The following is a 17,412-nucleotide window of genomic DNA, read 5'->3' as shown; positions in this document are numbered from 1 at the left end:
GGCAGGCGAGAAGCGGCGAATACTTCACCACCCATCTGTTCAGCGTCGCGTGGTCAACGGTAACGCCGCGCTCGGCCATGATCTCTTCCAGATCACGATAGGAGACTGCATATCGGACGTAGAAAAATACCGCGTATAGAATAACCTCTTTCGGGTAATGGCTGCCTTTGAAATCGACCATGATCTGGAACTCAACCTGCCTGCTCATCTTCAACCCAGATCTATGGCATCACCAACCTGGCGGCAAATGTGCTGAGAAATTTGCGACAGAACCCTTTGCAAGGCGTGACCGGTGTCTTCTACATCGGCCCTGTGTTCGAGCCGAATGAAGTCCAATTTGGACTAAACATGATCGCGGCGGCTCAGCGCGCTGGTGTGCGCAAGTTCGTGTTCTCGTCGGTGATCCACCCGATCCTTAGCCTGCCCAACCATGCGGCTAAGACGCCGGTCGAGAACGAACTGATCAACTCGGATCTCGATTACACGATACTTCCCATGCGTGTAGTTTCAGAACTACGCGCCCCTTCATGGGAACGGATCGTCGAGACCAGTTGCCTGGCTGAGCCGTGGTCAGCCGAGACCCGTTTCAGCCGCGTGGATTACCGGGACGTCGCGGAGGTTGCCGCCATCGCGCTCACCGAAGATCGCCTGGCCTATGGAACTTTTCGAGCTGTGTGCGCCTGATAGCATGAACCGCAACGATGTGCGGCGCTCATTGGTCAAGTTATGAGAAGGAAGATCAGGGTCGCAACGGTCGATCGGGCAAAGAATTCCACCCCGAAACTGAACCGGCTCAGTTCCGGATGGAAATCAACCGAACGACCTGAGCCGGTAACGCGGCAATAGTTCGCGCTTCATGTTCAGGTCGTCGACGAGGCCGTCTCCTGCAGATGGCGCCTGCGCCAGGCAGCGGGCGCCTCGCCGGTACGCTTGCGGAAGAAGCGAGTGAAATAGGCCGGATCCTCGACACCGATTTCGCGCCCAATGTCTTCCACCGATCGGACGGTGAACATCAGAAGACGCTTCGCCTCCAGCAGCCGCCGTTCCAGCAGCAACTCCTTGACGGACAATCCGAAGACTTCGCGGGCCGCCTTGTCGAGCAGATGTGGCGTGGTCGCAAGCTCATTCACGTAGGCCCTGACAGGCCAATCCTCCTTGTAGTGAAGGTCGATGACACGGCGTAGCGCAAGACCGAGTGAGACCGTCGTCGAGGTGGACGGCAATGCCACGCGACCGCCGATGCGGCCCATCAGTGACAGCACGACGCCGATCAGACCACACAGCACCTTCTCGTCTTCCGTACCGCGATCACGATAATCTTCGGCAATCATATCGAGGAGTGTGCCGAGCTTCGACCATACCGGGTCCGACGGCTGGCCGGCCAGGAAGGTCGGCACGTCGAGATTGAGCGCGACCTGCGGCACGATCGCCTTCAGCATGTCGTCCGAGATCGACACGACAATCGCGTCGGACTGTTCGTCGACATCGAAACCATGCACCACGTTGCTCGGCACGAAGCTCACGGCGGGAGCGGAAAAATTCCAAGTCTCCTCTTCGATCCGATAGGCTCCGCCACCTTGAAACCAGTAAGTGATCTGCCCCATCAGCGGATGTTTGTGCGGCGAAACATGTCCGAAATGCAGGGTTTTTCGCTCCATCACTGTTTCGACATGCAGGAATCCCACATCGAGCGAGCGGCTCGGCTCGCCATAGACGAAAAAAATCGGAACGTCGCTTCGTGTCGCCATGCCGGAAAAAGTACCAGCGAATTCCCTTCTTTGTCCATAGTCTATCCGCGGCTCCCGTTTTAGCTTCTGACAATATTCCAAGGGAGGAACCTGAGATGCGAGCTGAAGACCACCGCGGCGACAAGACCCGTCCGTTTACCGGCGCCGAATATCTCGCCAGCCTGCGCGACGGTCGCGAGGTCTATATCAACGGCGAGCGCATCGCCGACGTCACCAGCCATCCGTCGATGCGTAATTCCGCGCGTTCGATCGCGCGGATGTATGATGCGCTGCATAACGAAAAGACCAAAGACCGGCTGACATCGCCGACCGATACCGGCAATGGCGGCTATACCCACAAATATTTCCGGGTGGCGAAATCTTCAGCTGAGCTCGTCGCCCAGCAGGGCGCCATCGCCGATTGGGCTCGCATGTCCTATGGCTGGATGGGCCGCACCGCCGATTACAAGGCGGCGCTGATGAACACGCTCGGTGCCAATGCCGACTGGTATGGGCCGTTCAAGGACAATGCACTCGCCTGGCACAAACGCGCGCAGGAAGCAGCGCTGTTCATGAACCACGCGATCGTCAATCCGCCGATCGACCGGCACAAGCAGGCCGATGCCGTCAAGGATGTCTTCGTCCACATCACCAAGGAAACCGATGCCGGCATCTACGTGTCCGGCGCCAAGGTGGTCGCCACGTCCTCGGCGCTGACGCATTACAACTTTCTCGCCCAAAGCTCGGCGACGGTGACGGAAGACCCCTCGCTCTCGGTCATGTTCATCGTTCCGATGAATGCGCCCGGGATCAAGATGTTCTGCCGCGTCTCCTACGAGCAGACCGCCAACACGATCGGCCAGCCCTTCGACTATCCCTTGTCCTCCCGCTTTGACGAGAACGATGCAATCCTGGTGCTCGACAACGTCTTCGTCCCCTGGGAGGACGTGCTGGTCCTGCGCGATGCGGCCAAGATCCTGTCCTTCCATCCGGCCTCCGGCTTCATGCACGGCTATTGCTTCCAAGGCTGCACGCGCTTTGCCGTCAAGCTTGACTTTATGGCGGGGCTGCTTGCAAAGGCACTGCGGGCCACCGGCGGTGATGCCTTCCGCGGCAATCAGGCGGCGCTCGGCGAGGTCATTGCGCTGCGCCACATGTTCTGGTCCTTTTCCAACGCCATGGCCCACAATCCGCAACCATGGGCGAACGGCGCCGTGCTGCCCAACATGGAAGCGGCGCTTTCCTACCGCACCTTCATGTCGGAGGCCTATCCGCGCGTCATCGAGACGGTGCGCAAAGTCGTAGCCTCGGGGCTGATCTATCTCCCCTCCTCCACCAAGGATTTCGGCAATCCCGAGATCGACCGCTATCTCGCCCAATATGTGCGCGGCTCCAACGACATGGGCCATATCGAGCGCATCAAGATCATGAAACTGCTTTGGGATGCGACCGGCACCGAATTCGGCGGGCGTCACGCGCTCTACGAACTCAACTATGCCGGCGCGCCTGAGGAAGTCCGGCTGCAGGTGCTAAAGGGCGCCGAGCGCGGCGGACGGCTGAAGGAGATGGAAGCGCTCGTCGACCAATGCATGAGCGACTACGACGAAAATGGCTGGACCAGTGACACCTGGCTGCCGCCGCTCGATGCAGCGTCTCCCGTGCGTAACGCGGCCGAATGAGGCGACGACCATGGAGGAGCAAGTCTCGAAAACCGAGTTCCGCAATGCGATGGCCAGGGTCTGCGCCCCGGTCAACGTCATCACCACCAACGGACCCGCCGGGCGCGGCGGGTTCACCGCCACCGCCATGTGCAGCGTCACCGACGAACCGCCGACACTGCTCGTTTGCATGAACGGCCGCTCAGCCCAATGCGGCGTCTTTCTCGAAAACCACCGCTTTTGCGTCAACGTACTCGCAGATGATCACCAGGAGCTGGCCGGCTATTTCGCCGGCCGCCAAGCGGATATGGCGGCCCGGTATGCCGCGGCGGAATGGGTCGATATGCCATCGGGAACCCAGGCACTGGCCGGCGCCATTGTCTCCTTCGACTGCCGGCTCGCCGAGGCGCGCCTGGTCGGCACGCACCATATCTTCATCGGCCAGGTCATTGGCATTCGCTCGCGGGCGGATGGCAATGCACTGCTTTACTTCGACCGCAACTATATCAACGTGCCGACGCAGGTGGGCAGTTTCGGTGGCTAGTGCATCGGGCCGATGCCTGGCGTCAATGTGGTACAGCGCCTGAAAAAACTCCTGCGCTGTACCACCTATCGCAGCGTGACGTTCGATGTCGAGGGAGCGCTGAATTCCCAGCCGCGAATCTGCACCGGGCCGTCATCACGGAGCGCGATCTCCGGCGGTTTGTCGATCAGATAGGTGGACGCCGAATTGATCTGCTGCCGGGCAAACCAGCGCCCTGCACAAAAGTGATGGCCGAAGCCGAAGGCCGCGTGACTTCCCTCGTACGGTGAATGTCGAAGCGTCCCGGATCCGTGAACCGCTCTCGCAATACGAGGCCGAGGCGAGCACGGCGGCGACCGGTTGATTGGCGGGATCGTCACGCCACCGATTTCGACGGCCTGTGTCGTCTGTCGCGTCTGCGTAGCGATCGGCGTGATCCAGCGCAAGGCTTCGTCGACGGAGCGCGGAAGAAGCGCATCGAGATCGCCCTTCACTTCCGCGAACTGATCCGGGTTCTGCAAAAGGCCTGCCATGATCGAACCCGCTCCCTGGCCAGGCTCCTGCATGCCGCCAAGCTGCACGACTTTGAGTGTCGGCAGCACGAATTCTATGGTGCGAGTCTGGTCCTCGGGCATGCCGTCATGCAGCATATGCGACAAGGCGGAATCGTCCGGCTCTTCGATGAGCTTCTGCATCACGGGCGTCACGGTGATTTCGGTGCTGACTGCTGGCCGAAATTCCTGTTTTAGAGCTGGATCCACGCGGTTTTCAGATCGACATATTTGTCCAGCGCATGCAGCGATTTGTCATGACCATTGCCCGATTGCTTGACGCCGCCGAGCGGAACGCTGTTGTCTGACCCGCCATAGGTATTGACATGCACGACGCCGGCGCGAATTCCGCGCACCATCCGGTGGGCGCGCGACAGGTTCGACGTCCAGACGGCGGAGGCCAGGCCGTATTCTGTGGCGTTGGCGATCTGCAGGGCTTCCGCCTCCGTCTCGAACGGAATGACCGACAGGATCGGCCCGAAGACCTCCTCACGGGCAAGCGCCATCGATGGTGTCACGTCGAAGACCGCCGGCCGCATGTAATAGCCGCCCGTCTCCTCCAGGATGCGGGCGCCGCCGGTGCGCAGCAGAGCGCCCTCCGAGACGGCCTGGGCGACATGGCCGAGGTCTTTCTGCAACTGGATCTCGCTTGAGATCGCGCCCGCTTCGGTTGAAAGCTGCAGCGGGTCTCCGACCCTCATGGAGGCGGCAATGCCGGCGACCTTTTCCGAAAATTCCTCGTGGATCGATTTTTCCACAAGCAGGCGGGAGCCCGCGACGCAGACCTGGCCGGAATTGCGGAAGATGCCGTAAGCCGACACCGTGGCCGCCTGATCGAGATCCGGCGCATCTGCAAAGACGATGTTCGGAGATTTGCCCCCGAGTTCGAGATAGACGCGCTTCAGATTGGAGCGCGCCGAATATTTCAGCAGCCGGCGCCCGACCGGGCCTGAACCGGTAAAGGCCAGCACATCGATATCCATGTGCAGCCCGAGTGCTTCGCCGCTGACGGCGCCGCGCCCGGTGACGACGTTGAGCACGCCATCCGGCAATCCCGCCTCTGCGCAAAGTTCGGCGAGCCGCAGCAGCGTCAGCGACGCGCCCTCGGCCGGTTTCAGCACCACGGAATTGCCGGCCACTAGTGCCGGTGCAATTTTCCAGGCGCCGATCATCATCGGGAAATTCCACGGCACGATGGCGGCGACGACGCCCACCGGCACGCGGTGAACGAGACCGAGAATATTGTCGACCGTCGGAGCGATCTCGCCATAGACCTTGTCGATCGCCTCGGCATAGTAGCGGAAGGTGCCGGCGGCACTGCCCGGCTCGGCCTTCAGCGCCATGGAGATTTCCGTGCCGTTGTCGCGCACGCCGAGCACGGCGAGTTCGAGCGCGCTCTTCTCGATCAATTCGGCAATCTTCAGCAGCACTTTCTTGCGCTCAGCAGGTGCTGCCTTCGACCAACTGCCCTTTTCGAAGGCACGCCGCGCTGCCTTGACGGCGAGATCGACATCGTCGGCGCCGGCATCGGCGATCGTCGTCAACCGGGTTCCGTCGATCGGCGAGATGACATCCATCGCAGCACCGCTGACAGGCGGTCGCCATGCGCCGCCGATGAACAGCGACCGAGGTGCAATGTCGAGCATCCGGAGTTGATTGATCTTGTCCTGCATCTCAATCCTCGCAAAATTAAAGCATGTCGCGCAAAACTGTGCAGCGATTTTGCGCGCGTTAGATCGGCGGGCGATGCGCCCCGCCCGCCAATCTAACCAGTTTCATCAGGCTTCCTGGCCCGCGCCGAGACGTCCGAAGCTCACTGAATCCGCCGATCTCAACCGCGCGGCAGCCATGAAGCCGATGATCGCTGCGATCAGCACGAGACCCGGAAGGAAGACGGCCAGAACGCCGCTCGCTCCGGCAATGCTGCCGAAATAGATGGTGATATAGACCACCAGCGCCATCAGGATTACGCCTGTCACAACCGGGAGCACCTTGGTCACCAGCATATTGTTTTCGAGACCTGGATTGCGGCCGAAGAAGGCAACGATCGCAAATGCGGTAAACGCCATCAGCAGGATGATTGCCAGCGTGCCGACATTGGTGAGCCAGGAAAACAGCGCCAGCACCGGATCCTGCCCGGTGAAGGCAAAGAGAGCGACGACGACAGCCGCAATGACTGTCTGGATCACTGAGCCGACATGCGGGCTCTGGAATACCGGATGGGTGACGCCGACAGACTTCGGCAGCAAGCCTTCGCGGCCGGCGACATACATGTAACGGGCAACGCCGTTGTGGAAGGCAAGCACGCCGGCAAACAGGCTGGTGACAAACAGGATGTTCATGACCACGACAATCCAGTGGCCGACATAGCGCTCGGCGAGGCCGAACAGGAACGTCGTCGGATCGGCAAGGCCCTGCAGTTCGGGAACAAGCTTGTCGGCGCCGCTGCCGGCCACCATCAGCCAGGAGGTCAGCATGTAGAAGAGGCCGATGATCAGCACGGAAATATAGGTCGCACGCGGCACGGTCTTGTGCGGCTCGCGGGCTTCCTCGCTGTAGATAGTGGTGGCTTCGAAGCCGATGAAGGCGGCAAAGCAGAAAAGGATGCCGATTGCCGGCGTGCCGCTCATGAACGCAGCTGGCGTGAAGGGGGTGGCCGAAAGGCCGCTGTCGCCGCCCTTCAAGAAGATCGCCGCATCGATGACCAGGACGACCAGATATTCGAGAATGACGAGAACGGTCAGAACTTTGGCCGAGAGATCGACACGGCGATAGCCGAAGACGGCCACGATCGCGATACCGATAAAGGTCCAGACCCACCAGGGCAATTGCAGGCCGAGGCCGGCGAAGAGGCCCGAGGTTGCTGCGCCGAACAGGCCGAAGACGCCGATCTGCATCGCATTATAGGCCAGGATGGCGATCAACGCCGCTGCTCCTCCCATCATGCCGCCCAGACCTTGGGCCGTGTAGGCATAGAATGCGCCGGCATTGCGGATGTGCCGGGCCATGGCGACGTAGCCGACGGCAAAGAGCAGCAGGATCAGCGTGACCAGCAGAAAAGTGAGCGGAATGCCCGGTCCATTGCCAAGCATCATCGACAGCGGCACGCCGCCGGCAACCGCCGTCAGAGGGGCTGCGGCCGAAACCACCAGGAAGGTCACGGCACCGACGCCGAGGCTGTTCTTGCGCAGCTGGTTCTCAGCCGTGCCTTGCGAGTTTTGCGTATTCATCTGCCTTCGTTCCCCTTGTTAAGAACATCCGATAATCCCTGCGATTGCGCGCAGGCGACCTCCACCAGAACCGGACTGACAAACGGGCGCTTATGCTTTTGTTGATTTTACCGCCGTCAGCGCTTATGGTTCATTATTTGAACCGCAGCTTCAAATATAGACTTGCAAACAATCCCTGCGTCTGTCAAGTTATTTCGCATGTTAAGTATCTTGGGTCGCCGCCATCGTGCCGCGGCGCAGGGTCTGCGGCCTGATCTGACCGATGGCGCCGAGCCGACGCGGGGAAACCTGGGCATGACCCGACCCAAGAGGAGGAACGATGAGCACGATCGGAAAGGCGCTTTCATTGCTGGATACGCTGTCGCGACTGGATAAGGAGGCGGGTCTGACGGACATCGCCCGCCTGTGCGCGCTCGACAAGGCGACGACCCGCCGCTTTCTGGTGGAATTGGAAAAACACGGTTTCGTCGAGCAGGATCCCGATACCCGCCGCTATCGGATCGGATCGGCGCCGGTTCGTCTCGCACGCATTCGCGAGGCCCGCTATCCGTTCCTGCGCGTTGCCATTCCCTTCATCAAGGCGCTCGCCGAAACATCGATGGAAACGGTGCATTTCTCCGAGTTCTCCGGTGGCCAGCTTTCGACCATCCACGTGGAGGATTCGCCGCGGGCTCACCGCGTCATCGTCGAAGTCGGCATCCCCCTGCCCTTTCACGCCACCGCATCCGGCCTGGCCTTCCTCGCCTTCTGCCCGCCGACGGAGATCGACGAAGCGCTTGAAAAGCCACTCGAAAAGTTCACAGACCACACCGTCGTCGATCCCGCACGGGTGCGCGATCTGCTCCAGGAGACGGCTGCGCGAGGCTTTTCCATCAGCCATCAAGGTCTCGAAGCCGGTGTCGTCAGCACGGCTGCGCCGATCCGCGCACCCGGCGGTCATCCGGTCGGCTGCGTCGCCATCGCCGCCCCGCTGGCCCGCATCACAAAGGCGGCGATCGACGAATTCGGGGCTCAGGCCATCACGGCCGCCGATGCGATTTCAGAAAAATACTACGGATCGGAAAGGCCCATGGGAACCAGTGTAAAAATCAGGAGGACGGATCGATGAGCCCTGTGGCTCCTTCGCCAAGAATACTCGTCATCGGAACCGGTGACACCAAATGCGACGAACTGCAATTCATGGCGTCCGTCATAGAAGAAGCCGGCGGCCGACCGGGCATGGTCGATGTCAGTGTTCTCGGCGACCCGCCCTACCTACCCGATTATTCCAAACATGACATCGCGCAAGCCGCCGCGACCTCGATTGCGGCGATCACCGAAAGCGGTAACGAAAACAGTGCCATGGCCGCCATGGCGAAGGGGGCGACTGCACTTGTCCGTAAGCTCTACGATCAAGGATTGGTGGACGGCATCATCGTGCTCGGCGGCTCCATGGGCACGGATCTGGCGCTTGACGTCGCAGCCGTCCTGCCGCTCGGCGTGCCGAAATTCGTGGTTTCGACCATCGCCTACTCCCATCTGATCCCGCCCGAGCGCATCGCGCCCGATCTGATGATGATCCTCTGGGCCGGCGGCCTCTACGGCCTCAACGGTATCTGCCGCTCAGTCCTGTCACAGGCCTGCGGCGCCGTTGTCGGGGCCGCCAAGCACGGAAGCAAGCCCGACTGCGAACGCCCGCTCATCGGCATGACTTCGCTCGGTTCCTCCTGCCTGAAATACATGAAGCATCTGAGGCCCGAGTTGGAAAAGCGCGGCTACGACGTCGCTGTGTTCCATTCCACCGGCATGGGCGGGCGCGCCTTCGAAGCCATTGCCTCCCAGCGCGGCTTTGCCGCCGTCTTCGATTTCTGCATCCAGGAGGTCAGCAACCATCATTACGGCACGGTGGTCACCTCGGGACCGGACAGGCTTGAAAATGCCGGCCGCGCCGGCATCCCTCAGATCGTCGCTCCGGGAGCCATCGATATGGTCGATCTGCAGGCCTGGCAGCCCCTGCCCGACATCTTTACTGACCGTCCGTATCACGCTCACAACCGGCTGATCGGATCGGTGACGACATCGCCCGAGGGACGGCGGGAAGTCGCCCGGCTGATCGGGCGAAAGCTCGAGCGCGCCGATGCGAAGGTCGCCTTCCTGCTGCCGACCGAAGGGCTGCAGGAATGGGACAAAGCCGACGAGCCGCTGCATGATCCGGAAGGGCTGACCGCCTTCCTCGACGAGATGCGCCGGGCCCTCCCAGCCTCCGTCGCCCTTCACGAGGTCGATGCCCATATCAATGCGCCGTCCTTCTCCGCCGCCGCGCTCGCCATTTTCGACAATTGGGTCGCCGAAGGCGTGATCCCGAAAGGACGGCCATGACTGCAAACCGCGCCCTCATCCTCGACTTCGGCGGCGTGGTCACCCGCACCCTGTTCGAGACGCATGACATCACAGAACGCACGCTCGGGCTTGCGAAAGGCTCGCTCGGCTGGCTCGGGCCTTTCGACACCACAACCGATCCGCTGTGGGTGGCGATGCAGAACCGCGAGATCACCGAGCGCGATTACTGGCTGAGTCGCACCAGTGAAGTCGGCGCCCTGCTCGGCGAGATCTGGACGGATATGCAGACTTTCGTGCGCCGGGCCCGCGGCGCCGAGCCCGAACTCGTGCTGCGCCCGGAAGCCCGCGGCGCCATCCTGAGCGCCAAGGACGCAGGGCTGAAGCTTGCGATCCTGTCGAACGAGCTCGATCTTTTCTACGGCGTCGAGTTCCGCAAGCGCTTCCCGCTCATCGAACTCTTCGACGTCATCGTCGATGCCACCTACACCAAGATCCTGAAACCCGATCCGCGCGCTTACGAACAGGTGCTTTCCGAGCTCGGCCTGCCGCGCGAAGCCTGCGTTTTCGTGGACGACCAGAAGAAGAACATCGAAGGCGCTGAAGCCGTCGGATTGCCGCATGTGCATTTCGACGTCACCCGGCCTGCCGAAAGCTATGCCCGCGCACTTGCGATGCTGGGGCTCTGAACCGAAGGGAATAGAGATGCGTGAAACCAATTTCATAGCCGAAAACAATGCCCGTCACATGTGGCACCCGATGGCCCACCCGGCCGAAATGCAAGCGCATCCGCCGCGCATCATCAGCGCCGGCGAGGGCGTGGAGATCGTCGATATCCAGGGCAAGAAGGTGCTGGATGCGGTCGGCGGCCTCTGGAACGTCAATCTCGGCTATTCCTGCGAACCGGTGAAGAAGGCGATCCGCGACCAGCTCGACGAGCTGCCCTACTATTCGACGTTCCGCGGCACGACGAATTCGCCGCTGATCGAACTGTCCTACGAGCTTGCCGAATGGTTCCGGGAAGACGGGCTCAACCGCTCCTTCTTCACGTCGGGCGGCTCGGATTCGGTCGAAACCTGCCTCCGGCTCGCGCGGCAATATCACAAGATCAACGGCCAGCCCGAGCGCACCAAATTCGTTGCGCTGAAGAAGGGATATCACGGCACCCATTTCGGCGGGGCATCCGTCAACGGCAACCAGAATTTCCGCCGCAACTACGAGCCGCTGCTGCCGGGCGTCTTTCACCTGCCCGCACCCTTTGCCTATCGCAATCCGTTCGGTATGAGCGACGGCGCAGAGATCGCGGCGGCCATCGGCCGGCTGTTCGAAGACGAGATCGCCTTCCAGGGGGCGGACACCATCGCCGCCCTGATCGTCGAACCGGTGCTCGGCGCCGGCGGCGTCATCGTCCCGCATGAGACATTCCTGCCGCTGATGCGCGAGATCTGTGACCGCCACGGCATTCTGCTGATCGCCGACGAAGTCATCACCGCCTTCGGTCGTGCCGGCGCCTGGACGGGATCGCGCCTTTGGGGCGTCAAACCCGATCTCATGTCCACCGCCAAGGCGATCACCAACGGCTACTTCCCCTTCGGCGCCGTCATGATCGCCGACAACGTCGCCGAAGTTTTCGAAAGCAACAAGAACGGGGTCGGCACGATCGGCCACGGCTATACCTATTCCGGCCATCCGGTCGGCGCCGCCGCCGCACTTGCGACGCTGAAGGAGACCAAGCGGCTGGATGTCGCCGCCAATGCCGCCGCCCGCGGCGACGAACTGCTGGCCGGCCTGAAAAAACTGCAGGAGAAGCACGAGCTGATCGGCGACGTGCGCGGCAAGGGCCTGATGTGCGCGCTCGAACTCGTCAGCGATCGAGGCAAGAAGAGCGCGGCGTCGAAGGATGTCCTGCAAAAGGTGCAGGATGCTGCCTATGATGCCGGCGCCCTCGTCCGCACCTCGGGAGCCAATGTCATCATGTCGCCGCCGCTCGTCATCACGGCCGGGGACGTGCAGACGATATTGACGGCGCTTGACGCCGGTCTCACCGCCGCGGGAGCCTGATCATGTCCGACAATGCTGCCCTCATCGCCCGTCGCGAGCGCCTTCTCGGCCGGAACATGTCGCTCTTCTACGAGGAGCCGGTCCACCTTGTCCGTGGCGAGGGCGTCTGGCTTTGGGATGCCGACGGCCGCAAATTTCTCGACTGCTACAACAACGTGCCGCATGTCGGCCATTGCCATCCGCGCGTGGTCGAGGCGATCACACGACAGGCCTCGACGCTCAATACCCATACGCGCTATCTGCATGAAGGCATTCTCGACTATGTCGAACGCCTGACGGCGACCTTCGATAGGAGCCTTGACGCCGCGATCCTCACCTGCACCGGCAGCGAGGCGAACGACATCGCGCTGCGCATGGCGCAGGCCGTGACCGGCAAGACCGGCGTGATCGCCACCGACCATACCTATCACGGCAACACAGCTGCCGTGTCGCAGCTGTCGACCCGCATGCCGCCGGTCGGCGGCTTCGGCGGTCATGTCAGGCACGTGCCGGTGCCCGATAGCTACCGTCCGCTCGGCGGCGAAGGCGGCGATGCCTTTGCCGCGGCCTTCGCTGCCGAGGTCGAGAAGGCGATCGCCTCGCTTCAGGACGGCCCGCACGGGTTTTCGGCGCTGATCATCGATCCGTTCTTTGCCAATGAAGGTTTTCCGGATCTGCCGCCGGGCTTCCTCGTCAAGACGGTGGCTGCCGTGCGCAAGGCCGGCGGCCTTGTCATCACCGACGAGGTGCAGCCGGGTTTCGGCCGCACCGGCTCGCATATGTGGGGCCATCAGCGCGCCGGCATCGTTCCCGACATCGTGACGCTCGGCAAGCCGATGGCCAATGGTCATCCCGTCGGCGGCGTCGTCGCCAATGCCGATACGCTGAACGCTTTCCGCAAGGCGTTCCGCTATTTCAACACCTTCGGCGGCAATCCGGTCTCCTGCGCCGCCGCCATGGCGGTCCTCGACGTGATCGAGGATGAGAAGCTCGTCGAGAACGCCCGCAATGTCGGCGAATATACACGCGACGCCTTCAAGCGGCTTGCGGAAAAACACGCGATCATCGGCGACGTGCGCGGCAGCGGCCTGTTCATGGGCATGGAATTCGTGCTGGACCGGGTGACGAAGGAGCCGGCCGCCGCTGAGGCGACTCGGATCGTCAATGCGATGCGCGAGCGCGGCGTGCTGATGGGCAAGATCGGCATCCATCAATGCGCCACCAAGATCCGCTCGCCGATGCCGTTCTCCAGGGATCATGCCGACCTGATGCTGTCGGTCTTCGACGACGTCCTTGGCAGCTTGTGAGGCAGGGATGGGCGATCAACTGCCGCAAACCATCCGGGATGCCCTGCAGGAACGGGCGCTGGAAGCACTCGGCCACTGGTCGGCCTTGGCGGACGAACCGGTTCTGCTCAAATACCGGGAAAACGCCGTCTTCCGTATTACGCTTGCCGATGGACGATCTGCCGCTCTGCGGCTGCATCGGCCGGGCTATCATGACGAGACGAGCCTGCGCTCGGAACTGGACCTTATGGCCGCGCTGCGGTTCGGCGGCCTCGATGTGCCGAGCCCCGTGCCGACCGGAAACGGGCAAAACCTCATTTGCCTTCCGGAGAGCCGCCGGGTTCCCGAGCAATATGCCGACGTCGTTAGCTGGGTCGACGGCGCGGCCCTTGGGCAGAGCGGTACGCCGCTGTCGCAACCGGCCGAAACGCAGGCAGATATCTTCTTCTGCGTCGGCCATGCCATGGCGACCATGCATGATCTGGCCGACGCGTGGGCTCTGCCGGCAGATTTCCGCCGTCCGGCATGGGACGCCGAAGGCCTGCTCGGAGAAAAACCCCTCTGGGGCCGCTTCTGGGACTGCCCGGGACTTTCCCGCGACGAGGCCTCGGCCCTCTCGGCATTGCGCGACGACTTGCGGCCCCGTCTCGCCGATGCGCAGCGACACGGCCTCGACTACGGCCTGATCCATGCCGATCTCGTGCGCGAAAACATCTTCCTGACGGGAGATGAAGATCGTGTCGCCTTTATCGACTTCGACGATGCGGGATATGGCTTCCTCTTGTTCGATCTCGCCACGGCACTGCTGAAGAACCGCCAAGAGCCAGCCTACCCCGCCATCGAGAATGCCTTGATCACAGGCTATCGCAGCCGGCGCGGTCTTTCCGATGCGGCGCTGGAATGCCTGCCGTTGTTCATGGTGTTGAGGAGCCTCACCTATATCGGCTGGCTTGCCGAGCGGCCCGAAATCCCGAACGCCGCCGAGCGCCTGTCGCGTTATGTCGCCGAAAGTCTGGAACTCGCAAGAAAGCTCGATACCGGAGCTTGACATCCACGGTCAATTTATTAACATGTTAAGTAAATAGAGATCGGGGAGGATCGATGCCACATCTCACCATCGAATATTCGGCCAATCTCGACGATCGCGCTGATATCGGCGCGCTCTGCGAGACGCTGCGGAAGACCGTGCTGGAGACGGGCCTCTTCGAACTCGGCGCGGTGCGCGTCCGCGCCCTTCGCGCCGATCATTATGCGATTGCCGACCAGCTCCCGGAAAACGCTTTCGTCGACCTGAACTTCCGCATCGGCAAGGGCCGCACGGCTGAGGAGAAGAAGGGCACGGGCGAAGCGATCTTTGCGGCGGCGGCGGACGTTCTCGGCCCGCTCTTCGAGACGCCGCATTTCGCGCTGTCGCTGGAGATCCGCGAGATCGATGCGGAGCTGAGCTGGAAGAAGAACGCCATCCATCCGCGGCTTCGCGGCAAGTGACAACGCCCGCGTCGCGGGATGAGACAACATCGAGGAAATAGACGATGTCCAAACTGCAGGAAAACATCGCAAAGGCCGAAACCTATCTTGCGCGGCTGAAGGAACGCGGTGTCCTGAACCGGATCGGCGGCGAGGATGTGACGGCCGATGACGGCTCGACCTTCGAGACGATTTCGCCGGTCGATCTGCAGCCGCTCGCCACCGTCGCGCGCGGCAAGGCCGCCGACATCGACCGGGCCGCCACGGCCGCCAAATCAGCCTTTGCCGAGTGGGCCGCCATGCCGGGCGATGCCCGCAAGAAGCTGCTGCACAGGATCGCCGACGCGATCGTCGCGCGGGCCGAAGAGATCGCTTTTGTCGAATGCATGGACACGGGGCAGTCGCTGAAGTTCATGGCCAAGGCGGCGCTGCGCGGTGCGGAGAACTTCCGTTTCTTCGCCGATCGCGCCCCTGAAGCCCGCGACGGCAAATCGATTCGCGCCGACGGCCAGGTCAACATCACGACCCGCAATCCGATCGGCCCCGTCGGCATCATCACGCCCTGGAACACGCCGTTCATGCTGTCGACCTGGAAGATTGCGCCGGCACTCGCCGCCGGCTGCACCATCGTCCACAAGCCGGCCGAGTTCTCGCCGCTGACGGCACGCCTGCTCGTCGAAATCGCCGAAGAGGCCGGCCTGCCGAAGGGGGTCTGGAACCTCGTCAACGGCTTCGGCGAGGATGCCGGCAAGGCGCTGACCGAACATCCGCTAATCAAGGCGATCGGCTTCGTCGGCGAGAGCCGCACCGGCTCGATGATCATGAAGCAGGGCGCCGACACGCTGAAGCGGGTGCATTTCGAGCTTGGCGGCAAGAACCCGGTCGTCGTCTTCGCTGATGCCGATCTGGAGCGCGCCGCCGATGCCGCCGTCTTCATGATCTACTCGCTGAACGGCGAGCGCTGCACCTCGTCCTCGCGCCTGTTGGTCGAGGACAGCGTCTATGACAGGTTCACTGCGCTCGTCGCCGAAAAGGCGAGCCGCATCAACGTCGGCCATCCCCTCGATCCCGAGACGGTCATCGGACCGCTGATCCATCCGGTACACGAGAAGAAGGTGCTGGAATATATCGCGATCGGCAAGTCGGAAGGCGCAACGGTCGCGGCCGGCGGTGCCAAATATGACGGTCCGGGCGGCGGCTGCTATGTCTCGCCGACCCTGTTTATCGGCGCCGACAACGGAATGCGCATAGCCCAAGAAGAGATCTTCGGGCCGGTGCTGACCGCCATTCCGTTCAAGGACGAAGCCGAGGCGCTCGCCCTTGCCAACGACGTCCAGTACGGCCTGACCGGCTATCTCTGGACATCGGACGTCACCCGCGCCTTCCGTTTCACCGATCATCTCGAGGCCGGCATGATCTGGGTGAACTCGGAAAACGTCCGCCACCTGCCCACCCCCTTCGGTGGAGTGAAGAACTCGGGCATCGGCCGCGACGGCGGCGATTGGTCTTTCGACTTTTACATGGAAACCAAGAACGTCGCCTTTGCCACCAAGCCGCACGCCATCCAGAAGCTCGGCGGCTGAACGACAGCAGCAGGTATAAAGAGGAGGAACCCCCATGCCCTTGCCGCAACCCAATCTCTACCCGCCCTTCAACATCGTGCGCCTCAGCCATGTCGAATACGGCGTCAAGGATCTTGCCAAATCGCGCGCCTTCTATGTCGATACGCTCGGCCTTCAGGTGACCGACGAGACGGCCGACACCATTTATCTGCGCGCCATGGAAGAGCGCGGCCACCACTGTATCGTCCTGAGGAAGTCGGAGATATCGGAGGCCCGCGACCTCGGCTTCAAGGTCTTTGGCGACGAGGATCTCGACAAGGCTGCGCACTTCTTCAAGGGCAAGGGCCTGCCGGTGGAATGGGTCGAGCGGCCCTACAAGGCGCGCACCTTCCGCACCCGCGATCCGCTCGGCATTCCGCTCGAATTCTATTCGAAGATGGACCGCCTGCCGCCGATCCACCAGAAATATGCGCTCTACAAGGGCGTCAAGCCGCTCAGGATCGACCACTTCAACTGCTTCTCGCCCAATGTCGATGAATCGGTGGCCTTCTACAACGAGATCGGTTTCCGCGTCACCGAATACACCGCCGACGAGGAAACCGGCCGGCTCTGGGCCGCCTGGACGCATCGCAAAGGCGGCGTGCACGACATTGCTTTTACCAATGGCAAGGGTCCGCGGCTGCACCACACCGCCTTCTGGGTGCCGACACCACTCAACATCATCGACCTGCTCGACCTGATGGCGACGACCGGCTGGGTGTCCAACATCGAGCGCGGCCCCGGCCGCCATGGCATCTCCAACGCCTTCTTCCTCTATATCCTCGATCCGGACGGCCACCGCATCGAGATCTACTGCTCGGATTATCAAACGGTCGATCCCGACCTCGAGCCGATCAAGTGGGATCTGAAAGATCCGCAGCGCCAGACGCTCTGGGGCGCCACGGCGCCGAAATCCTGGTTCGAGCATGGCAGCCTGTTTGCCGGGACGCCGATACGGGAAGCCGATCTCAAAGCGCAGCCGATCGTTGCCCCATGATCGGCATCAGCCCATG

The 17,412-nt window shown here is 62.1% G+C and carries 16 protein-coding genes and 1 pseudogene; 12 read left to right on the top strand and 5 right to left on the bottom strand.

Features of this window, described 5'->3' with window-relative positions; translation table 11 throughout:
• Nucleotides 1–181 (bottom strand): annotated as a pseudogene (locus HJB84_RS29670) (IS6 family transposase); the annotation flags it as partial.
• A 68-nt stretch (nucleotides 182–249) separates the two neighbouring features.
• On the opposite strand from HJB84_RS29670, the gene HJB84_RS29665 reads away from it, so the two are divergent.
• Nucleotides 250–684 (top strand): NmrA family NAD(P)-binding protein, encoded by a 435-nt coding sequence (locus HJB84_RS29665; RefSeq protein WP_311045007.1) that lies wholly within the window; start codon nucleotides 250–252, stop codon nucleotides 682–684.
• A 176-nt stretch (nucleotides 685–860) separates the two neighbouring features.
• Here HJB84_RS29665 and HJB84_RS29660 read toward each other — a convergent pair whose 3' ends face one another.
• Complete coding sequence (locus HJB84_RS29660; protein WP_207584444.1) at nucleotides 861–1,748, bottom strand: helix-turn-helix domain-containing protein; 888 nt, start codon at nucleotides 1,746–1,748, stop codon at nucleotides 861–863.
• A gap of 95 nt (nucleotides 1,749–1,843) precedes the next feature.
• Here HJB84_RS29660 and HJB84_RS29655 point away from each other — a divergent pair, with 95 nt between their 5' ends.
• Entirely contained in the window at nucleotides 1,844–3,406 is a 1,563-nt protein-coding gene (locus HJB84_RS29655; protein ID WP_207584443.1) for a 4-hydroxyphenylacetate 3-hydroxylase N-terminal domain-containing protein, read from the top strand.
• A 10-nt stretch (nucleotides 3,407–3,416) separates the two neighbouring features.
• The gene (locus tag HJB84_RS29650) at nucleotides 3,417–3,929 is read left to right on the top strand and encodes a flavin reductase (protein ID WP_221117657.1); all 513 of its coding nucleotides are present in this window, start codon (nucleotides 3,417–3,419) and stop codon (nucleotides 3,927–3,929) included.
• Nucleotides 3,930–3,994: 65 nt separating this feature from the next.
• On the opposite strand, the gene HJB84_RS29645 is transcribed toward HJB84_RS29650, so the two are convergent.
• The 3 genes from HJB84_RS29645 to HJB84_RS29635 form a co-directional block, all read right to left on the bottom strand.
• Entirely contained in the window at nucleotides 3,995–4,669 is a 675-nt protein-coding gene (locus tag HJB84_RS29645) for a cytochrome P450 (protein WP_221117656.1), read from the bottom strand.
• The gene (locus tag HJB84_RS29640) at nucleotides 4,654–6,132 is read right to left on the bottom strand and encodes an aldehyde dehydrogenase (protein WP_221117655.1); all 1,479 of its coding nucleotides are present in this window, start codon (nucleotides 6,130–6,132) and stop codon (nucleotides 4,654–4,656) included. Before HJB84_RS29640 ends, HJB84_RS29645 begins: the two co-directional genes overlap by 16 nt.
• Before the next feature lie 105 nt (nucleotides 6,133–6,237).
• A complete protein-coding gene (locus tag HJB84_RS29635) occupies nucleotides 6,238–7,689 on the bottom strand; it encodes an APC family permease (RefSeq protein WP_221117654.1) in 1,452 nt (483 codons plus the stop codon).
• Nucleotides 7,690–8,008: 319 nt separating this feature from the next.
• Between HJB84_RS29635 and HJB84_RS29630 the strand changes: the two genes are divergently transcribed.
• From HJB84_RS29630 to hpaD, 9 genes are read left to right on the top strand one after another with little or no spacing between them, the layout of a single operon-like run.
• Complete coding sequence (locus HJB84_RS29630) at nucleotides 8,009–8,797, top strand: IclR family transcriptional regulator (protein ID WP_221117653.1); 789 nt, start codon at nucleotides 8,009–8,011, stop codon at nucleotides 8,795–8,797.
• Entirely contained in the window at nucleotides 8,794–10,047 is a 1,254-nt protein-coding gene (locus tag HJB84_RS29625; protein WP_221117652.1) for a Tm-1-like ATP-binding domain-containing protein, read from the top strand. Before HJB84_RS29630 ends, HJB84_RS29625 begins: the two co-directional genes overlap by 4 nt.
• Complete coding sequence (locus tag HJB84_RS29620) at nucleotides 10,044–10,694, top strand: HAD family hydrolase (RefSeq protein ID WP_221117651.1); 651 nt, start codon at nucleotides 10,044–10,046, stop codon at nucleotides 10,692–10,694. The genes HJB84_RS29625 and HJB84_RS29620 overlap by 4 nt, the downstream gene beginning before the upstream one ends.
• 16 nt (nucleotides 10,695–10,710) lie before the next feature.
• The gene (locus HJB84_RS29615) at nucleotides 10,711–12,066 is read left to right on the top strand and encodes an aspartate aminotransferase family protein (protein ID WP_221117650.1); all 1,356 of its coding nucleotides are present in this window, start codon (nucleotides 10,711–10,713) and stop codon (nucleotides 12,064–12,066) included.
• 2 nt (nucleotides 12,067–12,068) lie between these two features.
• Nucleotides 12,069–13,352 carry an aspartate aminotransferase family protein gene (locus tag HJB84_RS29610; RefSeq protein ID WP_221117649.1) on the top strand — a complete coding sequence of 428 codons (1,284 nt, stop codon included), beginning with the start codon at nucleotides 12,069–12,071 and terminating at the stop codon, nucleotides 13,350–13,352.
• 7 nt (nucleotides 13,353–13,359) lie between these two features.
• Nucleotides 13,360–14,379 (top strand): homoserine kinase, encoded by a 1,020-nt coding sequence (locus HJB84_RS29605; protein WP_221117648.1) that lies wholly within the window; start codon nucleotides 13,360–13,362, stop codon nucleotides 14,377–14,379.
• Between the two features lie 53 nt (nucleotides 14,380–14,432).
• Nucleotides 14,433–14,819: a 5-carboxymethyl-2-hydroxymuconate Delta-isomerase gene (locus HJB84_RS29600; RefSeq protein ID WP_221117647.1), complete on the top strand. Its 387-nt coding sequence runs from the start codon at nucleotides 14,433–14,435 to the stop codon at nucleotides 14,817–14,819.
• 44 nt (nucleotides 14,820–14,863) lie between these two features.
• Entirely contained in the window at nucleotides 14,864–16,381 is a 1,518-nt protein-coding gene (gene hpaE / locus HJB84_RS29595) for a 5-carboxymethyl-2-hydroxymuconate semialdehyde dehydrogenase (protein ID WP_221117646.1), read from the top strand.
• A gap of 34 nt (nucleotides 16,382–16,415) precedes the next feature.
• The gene (hpaD, locus tag HJB84_RS29590; RefSeq protein ID WP_221117645.1) at nucleotides 16,416–17,396 is read left to right on the top strand and encodes a 3,4-dihydroxyphenylacetate 2,3-dioxygenase; all 981 of its coding nucleotides are present in this window, start codon (nucleotides 16,416–16,418) and stop codon (nucleotides 17,394–17,396) included.
• Nucleotides 17,397–17,412 lie beyond the last annotated feature (16 nt).

The organism is Rhizobium sp. NZLR1b, assembly GCF_019685155.1.
In the GTDB taxonomy this organism is placed as follows: domain Bacteria; phylum Pseudomonadota; class Alphaproteobacteria; order Rhizobiales; family Rhizobiaceae; genus Rhizobium.
Note: the sequence above shows the minus strand (reverse complement) of the source record. Positions and strands in the feature narration are given on the sequence as shown.